Source organism: Nonomuraea sp. NPDC050404, assembly GCF_040655495.1.
Classification (GTDB): domain Bacteria; phylum Actinomycetota; class Actinomycetes; order Streptosporangiales; family Streptosporangiaceae; genus Nonomuraea.
In genome coordinates, this window is sequence record NZ_JBFAKB010000021.1 from 19,960 (window position 1) to 37,558 (window position 17,599).

The following is a 17,599-nucleotide window of genomic DNA, read 5'->3' on the forward strand; positions in this document are numbered from 1 at the left end:
CACGTGACCGTGCCGCGGGTCCGCCCAGGCCCCCGCTGGGCCAGGCCCGCCAGAGGCGCCCCGGGTCTTCCCCCGTTCCGGGGCGTCTCGCCTGTCGCGAGTGAGACGGGCGCGGGTGAGACGGGCGGCTAGCGGGCGGGGAAGGCCACGACGGTGGCCATGGGAGCGGGGATGAGCGCCTCGGCGCAGTCGGCGCAGGCGAGGACGGCGCAGTCGTCGGGCAGGCGGCCCACCCGCACGCGCGGACGCGGCCACCTCTTGTGGCAGACGACGCAGGCGTCGCCGTCGCGTTGTGCGGTTGTCAGGCCCTCAGGGTCGAACGTCAACATGCCTCGTGCCGTTCTGGTCGGACCCCAGTTCATCACGCTCCCAGTGGCCATCGCCCCTCCGTACGTCGGAACCGTTATAACCCTGACCGAGGCCGTGAGTGTCCTGCTGAGCGTCAAGTCAGGGTGATTTCTCTACCCGACTTCCGACGGTTACACCACAAAACGGGCATCCAGCGCAAAATGGATGCCCGTTCCGTAGGGTTTGTCTAGACCTCGGCGATCGCCTTCTCCAGGATTCCGAGGCCCTCCTCAAGCAGGTGCTCGGGGATGACGAGCGGCGGCAGGAAGCGCAGGACGTTGCCGTACGTGCCGGCCGTCAGCACCAGCAGGCCCTCCGCGTGGCAGCGCCTGACGATCTCCTGGACGGCCGCCGGGTTCGGCTTCTTGGTGCCCGGCTCCACCAGCTCGATCGCGATCATCGCGCCGCGCCCGCGCACGTCGCCGATCACGCCGTGGCGCTCCTTGAGCGCCTCCAGCCGGGGCAGCATGATCTCGCCGATCCTGCGGGCCCTGGCGACCAGGTCCTCCTCCTCGATGGTCTCCAGCACGCCCAGCGCGGCCTCACAGGCGAGCGGGTTGCCGCCGTAGGTGCCGCCGAGCCCGCCGGCGTGCACCTTGTCCATGATCTCCGCCCGCCCGGTCACCGCCGCCAGCGGCAGGCCGCCGGCGATGCCCTTGGCGGTGGTGATGAGGTCGGGTACGACGCCCTCGTCCTCGCAGGCGAACAACGTCCCGGTACGCGCGAATCCGGTCTGCACCTCGTCGGCCACGAACACGATCCCGTTGGCCTTGCAGAACTCGGCGATGCGCGGCAGGAAGCCCCTGGCCGGCACGATGAACCCGCCCTCGCCCGCGATCGGCTCGATCACCACGGCGGCCACGTTGTGCGCGCCGATCTGCGCGGTGATCATGTCGATGGCCTGCTCGGCGGCCTCCTCCGCGCAGTTCTCCGGCCCGCTCGGCCAGCGGTACGGGTAGGCCAGCGGCGCCCGGTACACCTCCGGCGCGAACGGCCCGAACCCCTCCTTGTACGGCATGTTCTTGGCCGTCAGCGTCATCGTGAGCAGCGTGCGGCCGTGGTAGCCGTGCTCGAACACCACGACGCCCTGCCGCCCCGTCGCGTGCCGGGCGATCTTGACCGCGTTCTCCACGGCCTCGGCGCCCGAGCTGACCAGGAAGGTGCGCTTCTCGTGGTCGCCGGGGGTCAGCTCGTTGAGCTTCTCGCACACCCGGACGTACGACTCGTACGGGGTGACCATGAAACAGGTGTGGGTGAAGTCGGCGACCTGCTTCTGGACCCGTTCGACGACCTTGGGCGCGGCGTTGCCCACGCTCGTCACCGCGATGCCGGAGCCGAAGTCGATCAGCGAGTTCCCGTCGGCGTCCTGCAGCACGCCGCCGCCCGCGCGGGTGACGAAGACGGGCAGGGTCGTGCCGATGCCGGGCGGGACCGCGGCCTGCTTGCGGGCCAGCAGTTCCTGGGACTTGGGGCCGGGGATCGCGGTGACGACGCGCCGCTCCTGGGGAATGCTCATGGCTCCGACGGTACGGCGGGCTCCCACCAGCGCCGATACGTCGATATGTCACACTGGGAGCACTCATCTTTGCCGGAATGGATAAATCTCGCATGCCGCCTTCGCTACAGACCGTCGTGCGCCGCATGAACCTCCGGCCGGTGGCCGGGACGTCGGGCCCCGGGGTGCTGGAGGCCGCGGTGCGCTGGGTGGCGGTCTCCGAGCTGGCGGACCCGACCCCGTACCTGGAGGGCGGGGAACTGCTGCTCACCACCGGCATGCGGATGGAGGGCGACCAGAGCGACTATGTGGCCCGCCTGGTGCGCCGCGGCGTGGCCGGGCTCGGCTTCGGCGTCGGGGTCTCGCACGAGCAGGTGCCGCCCGCCCTCGTGGAGGCCGCCGAGTCGGCCGGGCTGCCGCTGCTGGAGGTGCCGCGCGAGACGCCGTTCATCGCGGTCGGCAAGGCGGTCAGCGAGCTGCTGGCGGCCGAGCAGTACGAGGAGATCAGCCGGGCCTTCGCCGCCCAGGGCCGGCTGACGCGGGCGGCGCTGCGGCCCGAGGGCGTGCGGGCGGTCATCGACCGGCTGGCCAGGGAGGTCGGCGGCTGGGCGGCGCTCCTGGAGGACTCGGGCGAGGTCCGCCACGCCACCCCGGGGGCCAGGACGGAGGCCGTCGCGTCCGAACTGTCGCGCCGCCGGGGCCGTTCCCACGAACCCGCCGACGCGGGAACCGGGGGGCGGGTTCCGGCGAGTCTGGCGTTGTCCGCGCCCGGTGAGCACATCGTGGTGCAACCGCTGGGCGGCGGTGGCGGGGCACGGCCGCGCGGGTTCTTCGCCGTCGGGTCCATGCGGCCCTTCTCGCCCATCACCCACACGGTGATCAACGCGGCGGGCTCGCTGCTCACGCTGGCCATGGAGCAGGGCAGGACCCAGCTCGTCGCCGAGCGCCGCGTCAGGACCGCCGTGCTGGAGCTGCTGCTGGCGGGGGAGCCGGATCGCGCCCGCGCCGTGCTGGCGGCGCTCGGCGGCCGGTTGCCCGAGGAGCCCCTGGTGGTCCTCGCCGCGCCTCCCGAGGCCCTGGACGTCCTGGAGACGCGCGCCTTCACCGCCCTGACCATGGGCGAGGAGGAGACCCGGCCGATGGCCATCGCGCTGGTGACCGAGCAGGCGGTGGCGGAGGGCGCGGAAACTCCCGTGGGCGTCAGCCTGCCCTTCGGCTATGCCGCCCAGGCCCTGCGCAGCGCGATCGACCAGGCGGGCCGGGCGCTGGAGGCGGCCACCGGTCGCGGCGGGCTCGTCGTCAGGTTCGGCGAACTGGCCGGGCAGGGGCTGCTCGGGCTGCTCGACCCGGCCGCCGCCCAGGCGTTCTCGGCCGCGATCCTGGCTCCGCTGGCCACGTACGGCTCCCGGGCCGACCTGGTGGAGTCGCTGCGCGCGTACCTGGAGAGCAACGGCCACTGGGACGCGGCGGCGCAGCGGCTCGGCGTGCACCGGCACACCCTGCGCTATCGCATGAGACGCGTCGCCGACCTGCTCGGGCGCGACCTCGACGACCCGGGCGTGCGCGCCGAGTTGTGGCTCGCCCTGGAGGCGGCCCGGCGTGCGGCCGCCACCCCCGCTACTCCTGCTTCTCCACCAGATAACAGCAGATGATCGCCAGCGTCACCGCCTCGTAGGTGCGCCCGTCGCGCAGGTGCCCGGCGCGCTCCAGGCTGATCGCGCCCTGCGCCGCGGCCCACAGCGCGTCGGCGATCTTGCGCGGCTGGGTCGGGATCAGGTAGCCGGCCGAGATGCAGTCGGCGATGACGCGGTCGAGGATGTTGAGCGCCGCGCGGGCCAGCGTCCTGGCGCGTTCGCTCGGCTCGAAGCCGGGGATCGCGCTCTCGAACATCAGGCTGTAGTAGCCGGGCTCGGACTGGCACGCGTGCCGGTAGGCGGGGCCGAGCGCGTTGAGCTGCTCCAGCGGGTTGCGCCGCTGCGGCACACCCTCCAGGATGCGGCGGAACCGCTCGAACCCCTCCAGGTAGAGAGCCTCCGCCAGGCCCTCCCTGTTGCCGAACATCGTGTACATGACGGTCGTCGTGCAGCCGGCCTCGGCGGCGATCCTGCGCATGGTCAGGCTGTCGGCCCCGTCCGACTGCAGCAGGTTGACCGCGACGTCGAGGAGGCGGGATCGGAGCTCGTCGTGCCCGGCGCGCTCACCCATGAGGTAGGCGCCCTGCAGACCCAGAGGCGCCGAGGTCATGAGACCCCCCTGGTGGCCAAGGAACTATGCGTCCTTGTGACCTCACGCTGTTCGGTCACGGGGCCCACGCCTTTCTGATCGGGGGCCCACCGCGCTGGAGACCCGCATCCGGTGACTTAGCCATAGCGGAGATCGCTCAAACCACTCCGCATGGTAAACATCCCGAATTGGGTCTACTTCTGTTACATCATGGGTATACAACAGGGCTTGTACTTAACGGTGGACCCTCGCGAAGGGGTTGTGCATCGTGGTGTAAATCCCCCATCCGCGACTTGGCATAACGTCGGGGTATGGACGTGCGTACCTTCTGGCTGGCCGGCCGCGCCGCGACCGGGGACACCGAGCTCACTGTCACCAACCCCCACGACGGCCGCGAGGTCGGGCGGCATTCCGTGCCCACCGACGCCCAGGTCGAGGAGGCCGTCGCTGCCGCGCACGCGGTGTCCGCGCAGGCCGCCGCGCTGCCCGTGCACGTACGGGCCGAGGCCCTGGCCCACGTCTCGCGGCGCCTCGCGGAACGGGCCGAGGAGATCGCCCGGCTGATCACGGCCGAGAACGGCAAGCCCATCTTCTGGGCCCGCGGGGAGGTCGGGCGGGCGGTGGCCACGTTCCGCTTCGCCGCCGAGGAGACCCGCCGCTGGTCGGGCGGCGTGCAGCGGCTCGACACCGAGCCCGCGGCGGCCGGGCGGCTGGCCTACGTCTCCCGCGTGCCGCACGGCCCCGTGCTGGCGATCACCCCGTTCAACTTCCCGCTGAACCTCGTCGCCCACAAGGTCGCCCCCGCCATCGCCGTCGGTGCCCCCGTCATCGTCAAGCCCGCTCCCGCCACGCCGCTGTCCTCGCTGGTGCTCGGCGAGATCCTGGCGGAGACCGACCTGCCGGCCGGCATGTTCTCGGTGTTGCCGATCGAGAACGACCGCGCCTCCGGCCTCGTCAGGGACCCGCGCCTGCCGGTGGTGTCGTTCACGGGCTCGGCGCCCGTCGGGTACGCCATCGCCGACCAGGTGCCGCGCAAGCACGTGACGCTGGAGCTGGGCGGCAACGCCGCCGCCGTCGTGCTGGCCGACGCCGACCTCGACTGGGCCGCCCAGCGCATCGCCCTCTACTCCAACTACCAGGCCGGGCAGAGCTGCATCGCCGTGCAGCGGGTGATCGTCGAGCAGCCGGTCTACGACGCGTTCGTCGAGCGCCTGCTGCCCGCCGTGTCCGCGCTCGTCACCGGCGACCCCGCCGACGAGAAGACCCAGGTGGGCCCGCTCGTCTCCGAGGCCGCCGCCGAGCGGGTCGAGGGCTGGGTGCGGGAAGCCGTCGCGGACGGGGCCAAGGTCCTGGCGGGCGGCACCCGGGAGGGCGCGACGTTCGCCCCGACGGTCCTGTCCGACGTGCCGTACGACGCCAAGGTGGCGTGCGAGGAGGTCTTCGGGCCCGTGCTGATCCTGCGGCGGGCCGCCTCGATCGACGAGGCGTACGCGATGGTCAACGACTCCAAGTACGGGCTGCAGGCCGGGGTGTTCACGCGTTCGCTGGACGCCGCCTTCCGGGCCAACCGGGAGTTGGAGGTGGGCGGCGTCATCGTCGGCGACGTGCCCTCCTACCGGGCCGACCAGATGCCGTACGGCGGGGTCAAGGACTCGGGGATCGGGCGTGAGGGGCTGCACTCGGCGATGGAGGACCTGACGTATGAAAAGGTCCTGGTGCTGACGGGGCTGACCCTTTAGAACCGGCGGCGGGCCGCCGGTTCACCGGAGTTCCGGTCAGGCGTGCTGGGCCTTGCCGAAGAGGGCCTTGACCGAGTCGCCGAAGTACGGGCCGTACATCGTGCGGCGGTCGTCGCTGTACTTGAAGCTGCTCAGCGACGTGATCGTGCCCTTGCCGCTGGAGGAGTCGAACCTGGTCATCCAGGGGCCGCCGCTCGATCCGGCCGTCATGTCGCAGCCCAGGCCCTGGTCGCGGGTCTGGCCGTACGGGTCGTCCTTCAGCCGGCCCGCGCAGTAGACCAGATGGTCGCCGCTGTACGGCGGGTCGGCGGGGTAGCCGAAGCCGAACGCCTGGCCGCCGCGCGCCGGGTTGAAGGCGATCTCCTGCGTGCCCACCACGTCGGCCACGTGCCTGCCGCGCGAGGTGGCCAGGGCGACCATGCCGACGTCGTAGTTGTCGTCGGCGCTGCGCGACCATGGGCCGGCGACGAACATGCGGCGGGCGGCGTACTGGCCGTACGGGTGCGGGCCGTCAAGGTTGTAACCGGGGACGAACGTCCAGTTCGCGGCCCACTCGCCGGCCCCGTCCTTGACGCAGTGACCGGCGGTGACCACGAGGTCCTTGTTGGCGCTGCGCACGGTGCTGGCCGAGCAGACGAAGTCACTCCCCGCCACGGTCATGAACACCCGGCCCGTGGTCCTGGCCACCAGGCCGCCGGTGATCCAGCGGGAGCCGACCGTGCTGGTGTCCGGTCTGGACGCGGCCAGATGGCGGGCCTGCCCGTGGAGCTTGGGCGGGATCGACAGGTCGGCCTTCCTCGCCGACAGGTCCGGGGTGGCCTGTACGCCCGCGCGACCGGTCACACCGTCCAGCAGGTTGTCGCCGCCCTTCACGATGCCGCCCTTGCCGAGCCCGCCCTTGGTCAGGCTGTCGTCCACGAGGTCGAGCAGGTCGATCGGAACGGCCTTGGCCATGCGCTCGGGCGTCCAGTAGTCCAGCACCCGCCGCTGGTCGGCGAGGGTGCGGGCGGCGACGTGCTCGATCACGTCGCCGCGCGTGGCCCGCTGGGCCGGCGCGATGGCCGGCCGGTCGGCCTGCTGACGGACGGGGGCCGCGCCGAGCAGGGCGGGGCCGATCAGCCCTGCCAGCAGCGGGGCGGCCGCAAGCAGGGGGGTGCTCAAGGTCATGGGCCCCGAGTGTGCACCACGAGATGTGTTCTTGTGACTACTTTCGGTAAATTGCTCAGCGTGCGCTGGTGTTTCGCGAGGATCTGGGCGTTGTTATATCGGCATTAACGGACTGTGTTATCCCGCGTCCCATAAGTGAGTGAATATGGGGCCGACAGGCTCCGAGTGCCCGAGTGCACCGAACAGCGGGGACAATGGACAGGTGAGTGAACAGACCCTCCGCTCTGTCGTGGTGCTCGGATCCACCGGTTCGATCGGCACCCAGGCCCTCGATGTCATCGCCGCCAATCCCGGCGGGTTCACGGTCGCGGGGCTGGCGGCGGGGGGTGGCCGGGTCGAGTTGCTGGCCAGACAGGCGGCCGAGTTCGGCGTCGAGGTGGTGGCCGTGGCCGACGCCTCGGCCGTACCGGCGCTGAAGGAGGCGCTGGCGGCGCACGGCGCGCGGCCCGTCGTGCTGGGCGGCCCCGACGGGGTCGCCGAGGTGGCCGGGTGGCAGTGCGACATGGTGCTCAACGGCATCACCGGCGCGCTCGGCCTGACCTCCACGCTCGTCGCGCTCAAGGCGGGCAGGACGCTCGCGCTGGCCAACAAGGAGTCCCTGATCATCGGCGGGCCGCTGGTGAAGCGGCTGGCCAGGCCGGGGCAGATCCTTCCCGTCGACTCCGAGCACTCGGCGGTGCAGCAGTGCCTGTGGGCGGCGGGGCCCGACGGTTACGACCCCTCCTCGGTCAAGCAGCTCGTGATCACCGCCAGCGGCGGGCCGTTCAGGGGCCGGCGGCGCGAGGAGATGGCCGAGGTCACGCCGGAGATGGCGCTGGCCCATCCCACCTGGTCGATGGGCCCGTACATCACGATCAACTCCGCGACCCTGGTCAACAAGGGGCTGGAGGTGATCGAGGCGCACCTGCTGTTCGACCTCGGCTTCGACCGCATCGAGGTCGTGGTCCACCCGCAGTCGATCATTCATTCCATGGTCGAGTACGTCGACGGCTCCACCATCGCGCAGGCCAGCCCGCCCGACATGCGCCTGCCCATCGCCCTCGCGCTCGGCCACCCCGGGCGCGTACCCGGCGCGGCGCCGGCCATCGACTGGTCCAAGGCGCACACGTGGACGTTCGAGCCGCTCGACGACGTGGCCTTCCCGTCGGTCGCGCTGGCCAGGCACGTCGGCGGCGAGGGCGGCACCGCGCCCGCCGTCTACAACGCCGCCAACGAGGTCTGTCTCGACGCGTTCATCGCGGGCGGGCTGCCGTTCCTGTCCATCGTCGACACCGTGGCCAAGGTCGTCGAGGAGCACCAGGTGACCCCGGCCGAGTCCATCGAAGAGGTGCTGGCGGCCGACGCCTGGGCGCGGGCCCGTGCGGCGGAACTCACAGCCGGGCAGTCCCGCTAGCTACCTAAACTGGAAAGTGTCGTCACACTAAGGGTTGAAATGTCTTCTGTAGCTCTCGGCATTCCGGCGGTACGCACCAAGCCTCTCGCCGAACGCCGCCACTCGCGCCAGATCATGGTCGGCAGTGTGCCCGTGGGCGGCGACGCCCCCGTGTCGGTCCAGTCGATGACGACGACGGTGACCGCCGACGTCAACGCCACCTTGCAGCAGATCGCCGAGTTGACGGCGTCCGGCTGCCAGATCGTCCGCGTGGCCGTGCCGTCCCAGGACGACGCCGACGCGTTGCCGATCATCGCCAGGAAGTCGCAGATCCCGGTGATCGCCGACATCCACTTCCAGCCGAAGTACGTGTTCGCCGCCATCGACGCGGGCTGCGCGGCTGTCCGGGTCAACCCGGGAAATATCAAGAAATTTGACGATAAAGTGGGCGAAATCGCCCGCGCGGCGTCCGACGCCGGCGTCCCCATCCGCATCGGCGTCAACGCCGGCTCCCTCGACCCGCGCCTGCTGCAGAAGTACGGCAAGGCCACCCCCGAGGCCCTGGTGGAGTCCGCGCTGTGGGAGTGCTCCCTGTTCGAGGAGCACGGCTACCGCGACATCAAGATCTCGGTCAAGCACAACGACCCGGTTGTGATGATCAACGCCTACCGCCTCCTGGCCGCCAAGTGCGACTACCCCCTCCACCTGGGCGTCACGGAGGCCGGCCCCGCCTTCCAGGGCACCATCAAGTCCGCCGTAGCCTTCGGCGCCCTGCTCGCCGAGGGCATCGGCGACACCATCCGCGTCTCCCTCTCGGCCCCGCCGGTCGAGGAGGTCAAGGTCGGCGCCCAGATCCTGGAGTCGCTCGGCCTGCGCGAGCGCGGCCTGGAGATCGTCTCCTGCCCGTCGTGCGGCCGGGCCCAGGTGGATGTGTACACGCTGGCCGAGCAGGTCCAGGCGGGCCTTGAGGGCATGAAGGTGCCGCTGCGGGTGGCCGTCATGGGCTGCGTCGTGAACGGGCCGGGCGAGGCCAGGGAGGCGGACCTGGGGGTGGCCTCAGGCAACGGCAAGGGCCAGATCTTCGTCAAGGGCGAGGTCATCAAGACCGTCCCCGAGTCGCAGATCGTCGAGACACTGATCGAGGAGGCCCTGCGCCTGGCCGAGGAGATGGGCGTCGAGGTCGACCTCGACGACGACTCCGCCCCCACGGTCACGGTCGGCTAGCTCCGGGGCGTGTGGGCCCGAACCCCGGGCCCTCGCGCCAGGAGGCCGAGAAACGTGCGAGCCTTCACGGGTGGGCAACGAAGACGTTCGCGGGGAGGCACTCAGGTTTACGCGAAGCGCCGCCTGACCTCGTCCGCGAAGCCGGGTAGGCCGGTTCGCTCCAGGGCTGTCATCAGTCCCAGCACGGTTCTTGGGATGCGCTTATAGCTGTCGGCCTGTTCGCGCAACGTCCGAAGGACAATCCGGGGCGCCGCGTCGAGCAGCCCCAGGAGGAAAGCATCTGGAGTCAGTAGTTCGACGTCGTAAGGTTTGCGAGAGACTGCGGGAAAATCCTTCGTGTTGAACGTGAGCAGTGCGTTCGCGTTCATGCAAGCTGCGGCGGCCAGGACGTGGCGGTCCTTCTTGTCGCAGGTCATGGTGGAGATGAGCGGCTCATAGCCGATCACTTCTGCGCCGTCGAATGCGATCCGCATTTCGGCCACGAGTCGGCTCACCGCCTGTGCCGAGATGCCGGCTTCGATCAGGTTACGGTCCAGTTCGTCAAGGATATCGGCCGACCACAGCGGCCGATACAGGTCCGCTTCCGCCAGGCGCAGCAGGGTGTCCCGTAGATAGGCTGGGTACAGCACGCATGTGTCGAGCACAACGCTGTAGGTCATCCTTGCGCTCCTACATTCAGCGGGTGGAGCGGGGGTCGGCGGTGGCCTCGTACAGGTCGGCTTCTTCGGAGATCTCCACCATGCGGTCCAAGGACGCTCGGCGTTGGTGGCGACGCTGCTCCTGATAGGTCAGCACGTCGCGAAGCAGGATCCGGCGGTGCCGTCCCGGCTGCTCGTAGGGGATCTCGCCGCGTTCCAGCAGTCGGACGACCGTCGGTCGGCTCACCCCCAGCAGGTCGGCGGCTTCCTGGGTGGTCAGGGTCTGGTGGTGCGGCGCGATCGTGACCGCCTGCCCCGCCGCCATGGCCAGGACCACCAACTGCAGGACCTCGAACACCTCGTCGGGCAGGATGATCCGCTCTCCGGCCGCATCGATCAATTCGGCCCGTCCGTCGCGTGAGTGCCGCACCACATCCGCCAACCTGTCCATCGGCACTGCGGGCGGGAGGATCGTTCGTTCGGCAAGCTCGGTTGTCATGTTGGCTCTCCTGTCCTCACATCGACCGTAGCATGAAACGAACGAAACGAACGCGAGTGCGTGCTAGGTCGTTGCGGTGCCATGCAGGGACCGGGCCGACCCGTTCGCGCAGGTGAATCGCGGAAACGCATGATGCGTGCCCTGGCCCCTTGGCGGCTGGCCATCACACTGAGCCATGAGAAGATTACAGATAGGCAAGCATTCCCCATACTGAGCGTCACCGGGTCCTTGCTCGCGGGAGCATCTCAACGCCTATGACAGGAAGGGGGCCGCGTGAAACGGGTAATGGGGATTGTCGCCGGACTGGTGGTGCTGGTAGCCGGGGTCGGGGGAGTGAACGGGGTGGCGGTCGCCACCCGAGGGGCGCCTGCGGGCGTGGTGTGGGGGGCCTGTCCGCAGGTGGCGGGGAAGGCCGTGTCGGCGGCGCTGGAGTGCGCCAGCGTACGGGTGCCGCTCGACTACCGACAGCCCATGGGGCAGTCGATCAAGATCGCGCTGAACCGGATCAAGGCGAAGGTGGCCAGGGACGCCAACCATCTCGGCACGCTGCTGGTCAACCCGGGCGGGCCGGGTTCGCCGGGGCGGAGCCTGACCGAGTACGTGGCCACGGCCCTGCCGGCCGACGTGTCCGAGCGCTACGACATCGTCGGGTTCGACCCGCGCGGCGTCGGCGGCAGCGAGCCGGCCGTGCACTGCGTGGATCCGGCCACGTACTACAAGGCGCCGCGGCCGGACGCGGTGCCGAAGGGGCCGGCGGAGGAGAGGGTGCTGCGGGCGCGGGCCGCCGAGTACGCCTCCAAGTGCGGCCAGCTCTGGGCGTGGCTGCTGCCGCACCTGACCACCGAGAACTCCGCCAGGGACATGGACAGGGTCCGGGCCGCGCTCGGTGAGGAGAAGATCAGCTACCTGGGCTACTCCTACGGCACCTACCTCGGCGCCGTGTACGCCACCCTGTTCCCGCACCGGGTCAAGCGCATGGTCATGGACAGCGCCGTGGACCCGACCGGCGTCTGGTACGAGTCCAACCTCAAGCAGGACCGCTCCTTCGAGCTCCGCCACCGCCAGTTCCTGGCCTGGACGGCCAAGCACCACGGCACCTACAAGCTGGGCGCCACCGCCAAGCAGACGTCGTTCGCCTACTACGCGATGCGCGACCGCCTGCGCGCCCGGCCGGCCGGCGGGGTCGTGGGGCCGAGCGAGCTGGACGACACCTTCACGGTGGCGGGCTACAGCGACAAGATCTGGCCGCAGTTCGCCCAGGCGTGGTCGTCGTACGTGCGGCAGGGCGACACCAAGGGCCTCGTCGAGATCTACGACAAGCACGGCAAGAACGACGCCCAGGACGAGAACGGGTACGCCATCTACCTCGCCGTCCAGTGCCGCGACGCCCGCTGGCCGCGCCAGTGGGACAAGTGGCGCACGGACATGACCGCGATGCATCACAAGGCGCCGTTCCTGACCTGGCCGAACGCCTGGTTCAACGCCCCCTGCGCGTACTGGCCGGTGCGCGGCGGGACGCCGGTGCAGGTGCGCCAGTCGCCGAAGTTGCCGCCGTTCCTCATCCTGCAGTCCAGGTACGACGCCGCCACGCCGTACAAGGGGGCGCTGCAGATGGCCAAGACCTTCCCGCGCGCCCGCATGGTCGTGGACAAGGGCGGCAACCACGGCGTGTCGCTGTCGGGGAACACGTGCATGGACGGGCACCTGGCCGCGTACCTGCGCGACGGCACCCTGCCCAGGCGGGAGGCCGCGTGCGCCGCGGCTGCCGAGCCCAGGCCGGCCGCGCACATGACCTCGGGTGCGGCGGCGGAGTCGGGGGCGGCGGCGGAGTCGGAGACGCCGAAGAAGAAGTACGAGCTGTTCGACATTCTCGACCTGCTCAAGGGCCTGCGCGGCGCGTGAGGCGGTGATAACGGAGGGTCACCGGCGGCGCGGGACATAACAGGTCGCACTCATTTCCGACCTGATGTAGTCAACGGCCGAGCCTTTCTGCGGAGTTCGGTGACCCTTCGCGTAGTCTGACCATGTGATGCTGCGTACATCGGCGTCGCGCGTGCTCGACGACAGCGACCGGGACGAAGTTCTTGCCCTGCTCGACTCCGATCCGGTCGCCAACGTCTTCGTCTCCTCCCGGGTGCGGGCGGTCGGACTCAATCCGGCACGGCTGGGCGGGCAGATGTGGGGGTTCGGGCCGCGCGGTGGCCTCGTGTCGCTCTGTTATGCCGGGGCCAACATGGTGCCGGTCAACGCCGGTCCCGAGGCCGTGCACGCCTTCGCCGATCGCGCCCGCAAGCAGGGGCGGCGCTGCTCGTCCGTCGTGGGCCCCGTTGACGCGGTCTCCCTGTTGTGGGAGCGGCTGGAGCCGCACTGGGGGCGGGCGCGGGCGATCCGCTGGGCGCAGCCGGTCATGGCCACCTCCCAGAAGCCGTCCGTGCCGGCCGATCCGCTGGTACGTCGGGTGCGGCCGGAGGAGTTCGAGACCCTGCTGCCGGCCTGCGTGGCCATGTTCACCGAGGAAGTGGGGGTCTCGCCCAACCTCGGGGACGGCGGCGCGCTGTACCGGACGCGGGTGGCCGAGCTGATCAGGATCGGGCGCTCGTACGCGCGCATCGACGACGGGCGGGTCGTGTTCAAGGCCGAGGTGGGGGCCGTGACGCCGCACGCCTGCCAGATCCAGGGGGTCTGGGTGGCGCCCGAGCTGCGCGGCAGGGGGCACGCGGCGGCGGGCATGGCCGCCGTGGTCGAGGCCGCCATGGGCTGCTTCGCGCCCGTGGTGACCCTGTACGTCAACGACTACAACCATTCGGCGCGGGCGGTCTACAAGAAGGTGGGCTTCCACGAGGTCGACACCTTCATGTCGGTCCTGTTCTAGCTGGGCCTTTTCAACTGGGCACGCGCACGGTGAGCAGGGCGACATCGTCGTCGTTGTCGCTCGGGCGGACCCGGGTCAGCAGCCGGTCGCAGTAGGCGCTCACCGGATGGTCGGTCAGCGCGGCGGCCTGACGGCTCAGCCGTTCCATGCCCGCGTCGATCGAATGGCTGGGCGACTCGATCAGCCCGTCGGTGTACAGCAGCACGGTGGAGCGCGGCGGCAGCTCGATGAAGGCGTCCTCGCGCGGCGCGCAGAGGCCGGTGCCCAGTAGCAGGCCGCTGCCGTCCTCCAGATAGCGGGTGCGGCCGTCGTGCTCGACCAGCAGCGGCGGCGGGTGCCCGGCGTTGGCCCAGCGCAGTTGCCAGCCGCCGTTGGCGTGCTCCACGCGGGCGAAGACGACGGTGGCCATCGTGGTCTCGGTCATGCGCGAGACCGCCTGGTCGAGCCGGCGCAGGATCGCGCTGGGCGGCTGGTCCACCTCGCCGGCGTAGGCGCGCAACATGTTGCAGACCTGCGCCATGCCGGAGGCGGCGTCGAGATCATGGCCGACCACGTCGCCGATCACCAGGCCCGCCGCCCCGCCGGACAGGACGAAGGCGTCATACCAGTCGCCGCCGACCTGGGAGGCGCGCGGCGAGGGCAGGTAGCAGGCGGCCATCGCCAGCCCCGGCAGGACGGGCAGGCGCGGCAGCAGGTGGCGCTGCATGGTCTCGGCGACGCGCCGCTGCCGCTCGTACAGGCGGGCGTTGTCCAGCGCCAGCCCCGCGCGGCGGGCGATGTCCTCGACCAGCAGGAGGTCGTCGGTGGTGTACGGCTGGGGCCGCTCAGAGCGCCCCAGCGTGATGGCGCCGACCACGTCGCGCACGCCACGGATCGGCGTGATGCACGCCGAGCTGATGCCGGTCACCTCGAACAACTCCCGCTGGATGACCGCGATGCCCGAATCGGGCGGCCCCTGGTAGTCCTCGGGGCCGACCAGCGTCGCGGTCACGCCGCGCAGCGCCCGCGACAGCGGCATCGGGGACTCGCGCGGCACCGGCGGCATCGGCCGCTGCAGCTCGTCCCGGTGCCGCAGCACGCCGTCCTCGTAGTGGACCACGACGGTCCTGCTGACCCCGCCCTCCTCGGTGAGCAGGTCGACCACCACCCAGTCCGCCAGCAGCGGAACCACCAGGCGCACCAGGTGGCGCAGCGTCTCGTCCAGGTCGAGGCTGGAGGTGAGCGTCGCGGTGGTCTCCGCGAGCAGGGCCAGCCGTTCGAGCTCCGACATCGACGAGCTGAGGAAGGTCGGCTCGATCTTGTACGGCCCGGCGGGGCTGGTCTCGTAGAAGAGCACCAGGGCGTTCGGCCCGCCGTCGCGGGACCCGCACGGCGTGACCAGCCAGGAGATCTCCATCAGGCTGCCGTCGCCGCGCTCCAGCCAGTCCTGCTCGCCGTAGGCGGTGCTGCTGGTGAGCAGGGGCTGCCGCATCGCGCACCGGCTGCGCGGCATCGGCTCGCCGCGGCTGCCGCGGTGCAGCGCGTCGTGGGCGTCCCGGCCCAGCAGGTCCTTGCCGACGCGGCGGAGCAGCCGCTCGGCCTGAGGGTTGATCTCAAGGATCATCCCGCGGTCGTCCACGACGTACGCGCCCGCGTGGGTCAGGTCCCGCAGCGGACAGGCCCCGTCGAAGGACCTGGACGCAACGCTCATGGCCCGGCTCTCCTTCCTCTTCTGCACCTCCTACCCAGTGGGATCAGTGGCATCACCGCAGGCAGAGGAAGGGATCAGACGCGTACCAGCTTGTCGAAGAGCCGGGCCAGCTCGGTGCCGGGGTCGGCGGTCAGGCCGGCGTGCACCGGCCCGGTCCGCACGATGGTGCTGCGCGGCGCGGTCAGCCAGCGGAACCTGCCGCCGAGCGACTCGCCCGCCAGCGGTCCCGGCCGCTCGCCGCAGGCCATCTCGTACGCGCTGAGCGCACGGCGTACCCCATCGACGTCGGCGTGCGGATCGAGGGCCCGCAGCCGGGCGGGATCCAGCTCGACCCGGGCGCACAGGTAGCCGCGGGGCTGGCAGTAGAGCAGCACGCCCGCGTTGATCAGCTCGCCCCGCTCGATCTTGGGCATCACGTGGATGACCGCGTACTCGTAGACGTCCCTGGTCACCGGTCGCCGCCTTCCCGCCAGAACGCGCCGACCGACCCGGAGCCCTTCCGATCCTGCCGCTCGCTCCTGACCAGCCATTCGCGGGGCCCGTGCGCCCGCTCCAGCAGATGATCGACGTACGCCTCGCGCACGTCGCCCGGCGTCTCGAAGCCCGGCTCGCCCGCCAGCCACTCGTCGGGCACCAGGGCCGTCACGGTCTCCAGCAGCTCCCGCGTGATCTTCGGGGCCAGCTCCGCGCCCGCCGCCCCGACGTCGCCCGCGTACGGCCCGAGCACATGGTCACCCGGGTCGAACGCGCGCTGCGGGTCGGCGGTGCGCCAGTTGTGGTGGAACCAGAGCGCGGCGCCGTGGTCGATCAGCCAGGTGTCGCGGTGCCAGATCAGCAGGTTGGGGTTGCGCCAGCTCCTGTCCACGTTGTGGATGAGCCCGTCGAACCACACCACCCTGGCCGCGAACAGCGGATCCGCCACCCAGGCCAGCGGCTCGAAGCCGAGCGCGCCCGGCAGGAAGTCGACCGCCAGGTTGAGCCCGGTGCTGGCCTTGAGCAGGTCCTGCACCTCCTCGTCGGGCTCCCTGATGCCGATCTGCGGGTCGAGGTCGATCAGCTTGAGCTCAGGAGTCCTGAAACCCAGACGGCGGCCCAGCTCGGCGGCGATGATCTCGGCGACCAGGACCCGCCTGCCCTGACCCGCCTCTCGGAACTTGACGACGTACGTGCCCAGGTCGTCGGCCTCGACGACGCCGGGCAGCGACCCGCCCTCCCGCAGGGGGGTGACATAACGGGTGGCTGCGATCTTTTCCAGCACGGAATGAGGCTATCGCCCCTGGCTACCGCCCCGGGACAGCCGGGCGTCACTGTGAGCCGCCCACCGGATGCTCGGTCCACGGCCGGAGCTTGTCGGGGTTGCGGACCGACCAGATGTGCTTGATGCGCTCGCCCTCGACGTCGAACGCCATCACCGCCATGACGACGCCGCCCTGCTCGGTCACCAGGCCGGGCCGGCCGTTGACCATGCGCTCCAGGATGGTCAGGTCGCGGGCGTGGCCGGTGATCTCGACGAGGAAGCGGGCGATCCGCTCGCCGCCCTCGACCGGGTACGGCATGGCCGCGGCCAGCCCGCCGCCGTCCGTGATCGCCGTCGCGTCCGGGTCGAGCAGGCCGATGAGGGCGTCGATGTCCATGGCCTCCCAGGCCAGCTTGAAGTCCTTGACGAGGCCGGCCTGCCGGGCCGCGGGGACCGTCGCGGTGCGCAGGCGGCGGCGGGCCGCCGTGGCGAGCTGGCGGCAGGCCGCCGGGGTACGGCCGGCGATCTCGGCCACCTCGGTGAAGGAGTAGCGGAAGACGTCGTGCAGGATGAACGCGACGCGCTGGGCCGGGGTCATCGATTCGAGCACCACGAGGAACGCCATGTTGACCGACTCGTCGAGGGTGATCCGGTCGGCCGGGTCGGCGGGCCATTCCGCGGGGTCGGGCAGCGGTTCCGGCAGCCACTGGCCCACGTAGCGTTCGCGGCGGGCGCGGGCCGAGCCGAGCACGTCGAGGCAGATCCGCCCGGCGACCCTGGTCAGCCAGGCGCCGGGGGACTCGATGGCCTCGCGCTGCGCCGGGGACATGGCGTACCAGCGGGTGTAGGTCTCCTGGACGACATCCTCCGCCTCGGCCAGGGAGCCGAGCAGCCGGTAGGCGAGGTTGGTGAGCTGGCGCCGCTCGTTCACGATCACGCTCAGGCTCGGGTCGGACGCTTCGGTCATGGTGTGGACGGCTCCCTCTGTCGCTGCTGCCCTCACCGGTCCGACGAAAGGCCCCGTCAAAGTGTGAGGCTCACATTCCCGGCGGTTGTCTCGTCGGACGACCGAGACACCGTTCAGAAGGGAACATC

The 17,599-nt window shown here is 70.8% G+C and carries 16 protein-coding genes; 6 read left to right on the forward strand and 10 right to left on the reverse strand.

The features are described 5' to 3' along the window. Positions 1 to 128 precede the first annotated feature (128 nt). Together AB0I81_RS43425 and gabT are read right to left on the reverse strand one after the other, a co-directional pair. Complete coding sequence (locus tag AB0I81_RS43425; RefSeq protein WP_360670385.1) at positions 129 to 380, reverse strand: hypothetical protein; 252 nt, start codon at positions 378 to 380, stop codon at positions 129 to 131. Positions 381 to 535: 155 nt separating this feature from the next. Beyond that, complete coding sequence (gabT, locus tag AB0I81_RS43430) at positions 536 to 1,864, reverse strand: 4-aminobutyrate--2-oxoglutarate transaminase (RefSeq protein WP_360670388.1); 1,329 nt, start codon at positions 1,862 to 1,864, stop codon at positions 536 to 538. A 92-nt stretch (positions 1,865 to 1,956) separates the two neighbouring features. Between gabT and AB0I81_RS43435 the strand changes: the two genes are divergently transcribed. Continuing rightward, positions 1,957 to 3,495: a PucR family transcriptional regulator gene (locus AB0I81_RS43435; protein ID WP_360670391.1), complete on the forward strand. Its 1,539-nt coding sequence runs from the start codon at positions 1,957 to 1,959 to the stop codon at positions 3,493 to 3,495. Here the strand turns inward: AB0I81_RS43435 and AB0I81_RS43440 are convergent. Then, the gene (locus AB0I81_RS43440) at positions 3,461 to 4,087 is read right to left on the reverse strand and encodes a TetR/AcrR family transcriptional regulator (RefSeq protein WP_360670394.1); all 627 of its coding nucleotides are present in this window, start codon (positions 4,085 to 4,087) and stop codon (positions 3,461 to 3,463) included. The genes AB0I81_RS43435 and AB0I81_RS43440 overlap by 35 nt on opposite strands. 290 nt (positions 4,088 to 4,377) lie before the next feature. Here AB0I81_RS43440 and AB0I81_RS43445 point away from each other — a divergent pair, with 290 nt between their 5' ends. Then, a complete protein-coding gene (locus tag AB0I81_RS43445) occupies positions 4,378 to 5,805 on the forward strand; it encodes an aldehyde dehydrogenase family protein (RefSeq protein WP_360670397.1) in 1,428 nt (475 codons plus the stop codon). Positions 5,806 to 5,841: 36 nt separating this feature from the next. Here AB0I81_RS43445 and AB0I81_RS43450 read toward each other — a convergent pair whose 3' ends face one another. Next, positions 5,842 to 6,972, reverse strand: a complete 1,131-nt coding sequence (locus tag AB0I81_RS43450) for a trypsin-like serine protease (protein WP_360670400.1) — start codon at positions 6,970 to 6,972, stop codon at positions 5,842 to 5,844. A 202-nt stretch (positions 6,973 to 7,174) separates the two neighbouring features. Here AB0I81_RS43450 and dxr point away from each other — a divergent pair, with 202 nt between their 5' ends. Both dxr and ispG read left to right on the forward strand, forming a co-directional pair. Continuing rightward, entirely contained in the window at positions 7,175 to 8,365 is a 1,191-nt protein-coding gene (dxr, locus tag AB0I81_RS43455) for a 1-deoxy-D-xylulose-5-phosphate reductoisomerase (protein ID WP_360670402.1), read from the forward strand. Positions 8,366 to 8,404: 39 nt separating this feature from the next. Continuing rightward, on the forward strand, positions 8,405 to 9,568 hold the full coding sequence (gene ispG / locus AB0I81_RS43460) for a flavodoxin-dependent (E)-4-hydroxy-3-methylbut-2-enyl-diphosphate synthase (RefSeq protein WP_360670405.1): 1,164 nt from the start codon (positions 8,405 to 8,407) through the stop codon (positions 9,566 to 9,568). A 107-nt stretch (positions 9,569 to 9,675) separates the two neighbouring features. Here the strand turns inward: ispG and AB0I81_RS43465 are convergent, their stop codons facing one another. Next, positions 9,676 to 10,227, reverse strand: a complete 552-nt coding sequence (locus AB0I81_RS43465) for a PIN domain-containing protein (RefSeq protein ID WP_360670408.1) — start codon at positions 10,225 to 10,227, stop codon at positions 9,676 to 9,678. 16 nt (positions 10,228 to 10,243) lie between these two features. Next, positions 10,244 to 10,705 (reverse strand): helix-turn-helix domain-containing protein, encoded by a 462-nt coding sequence (locus tag AB0I81_RS43470; protein ID WP_360670411.1) that lies wholly within the window; start codon positions 10,703 to 10,705, stop codon positions 10,244 to 10,246. Between the two features lie 273 nt (positions 10,706 to 10,978). Here AB0I81_RS43470 and AB0I81_RS43475 point away from each other — a divergent pair, with 273 nt between their 5' ends. Continuing rightward, the gene (locus tag AB0I81_RS43475; protein WP_360670414.1) at positions 10,979 to 12,607 is read left to right on the forward strand and encodes an alpha/beta hydrolase; all 1,629 of its coding nucleotides are present in this window, start codon (positions 10,979 to 10,981) and stop codon (positions 12,605 to 12,607) included. Positions 12,608 to 12,734: 127 nt separating this feature from the next. Next, entirely contained in the window at positions 12,735 to 13,577 is an 843-nt protein-coding gene (locus AB0I81_RS43480) for a GNAT family N-acetyltransferase (RefSeq protein WP_360670882.1), read from the forward strand. Between the two features lie 10 nt (positions 13,578 to 13,587). Here AB0I81_RS43480 and AB0I81_RS43485 read toward each other — a convergent pair whose 3' ends face one another. The 4 genes from AB0I81_RS43485 to sigJ all read right to left on the reverse strand — a co-directional run bounded on the left by AB0I81_RS43485 (position 13,588) and on the right by sigJ (position 17,471). Further along, entirely contained in the window at positions 13,588 to 15,267 is a 1,680-nt protein-coding gene (locus AB0I81_RS43485; protein WP_360670417.1) for a SpoIIE family protein phosphatase, read from the reverse strand. A gap of 74 nt (positions 15,268 to 15,341) precedes the next feature. Further along, positions 15,342 to 15,719, reverse strand: a complete 378-nt coding sequence (locus tag AB0I81_RS43490; protein WP_360670419.1) for a DUF3037 domain-containing protein — start codon at positions 15,717 to 15,719, stop codon at positions 15,342 to 15,344. Further along, complete coding sequence (locus tag AB0I81_RS43495) at positions 15,716 to 16,525, reverse strand: HipA family kinase (protein ID WP_360670422.1); 810 nt, start codon at positions 16,523 to 16,525, stop codon at positions 15,716 to 15,718. Before AB0I81_RS43495 ends, AB0I81_RS43490 begins: the two co-directional genes overlap by 4 nt. 46 nt (positions 16,526 to 16,571) lie before the next feature. After that, a complete protein-coding gene (gene sigJ, locus AB0I81_RS43500) occupies positions 16,572 to 17,471 on the reverse strand; it encodes an RNA polymerase sigma factor SigJ (RefSeq protein ID WP_360670425.1) in 900 nt (299 codons plus the stop codon). Positions 17,472 to 17,599: the final 128 nt, after the last annotated feature.

Bases quoted from the DNA above. Each gene is read 5' to 3' on its own strand.
- AB0I81_RS43425 (WP_360670385.1), bottom strand. From the start codon at position 380: ATGGCCACTGGGAGCGTGATGAACTGGGGTCCGACCAGAACGGCACGA.
- gabT (WP_360670388.1), bottom strand. From the start codon at position 1,864: ATGAGCATTCCCCAGGAGCGGCGCGTCGTCACCGCGATCCCCGGCCCC.
- AB0I81_RS43435 (WP_360670391.1), top strand. From the start codon at position 1,957: ATGCCGCCTTCGCTACAGACCGTCGTGCGCCGCATGAACCTCCGGCCG.
- AB0I81_RS43440 (WP_360670394.1), bottom strand. From the start codon at position 4,087: ATGACCTCGGCGCCTCTGGGTCTGCAGGGCGCCTACCTCATGGGTGAG.
- AB0I81_RS43445 (WP_360670397.1), top strand. From the start codon at position 4,378: ATGGACGTGCGTACCTTCTGGCTGGCCGGCCGCGCCGCGACCGGGGAC.
- AB0I81_RS43450 (WP_360670400.1), bottom strand. From the start codon at position 6,972: ATGACCTTGAGCACCCCCCTGCTTGCGGCCGCCCCGCTGCTGGCAGGG.
- ispG (WP_360670405.1), top strand. From the start codon at position 8,405: ATGTCTTCTGTAGCTCTCGGCATTCCGGCGGTACGCACCAAGCCTCTC.
- AB0I81_RS43465 (WP_360670408.1), bottom strand. From the start codon at position 10,227: ATGACCTACAGCGTTGTGCTCGACACATGCGTGCTGTACCCAGCCTAT.
- AB0I81_RS43470 (WP_360670411.1), bottom strand. From the start codon at position 10,705: ATGACAACCGAGCTTGCCGAACGAACGATCCTCCCGCCCGCAGTGCCG.
- AB0I81_RS43480 (WP_360670882.1), top strand. From the start codon at position 12,735: ATGCTGCGTACATCGGCGTCGCGCGTGCTCGACGACAGCGACCGGGAC.
- AB0I81_RS43485 (WP_360670417.1), bottom strand. From the start codon at position 15,267: ATGAGCGTTGCGTCCAGGTCCTTCGACGGGGCCTGTCCGCTGCGGGAC.
- sigJ (WP_360670425.1), bottom strand. From the start codon at position 17,471: ATGACCGAAGCGTCCGACCCGAGCCTGAGCGTGATCGTGAACGAGCGG.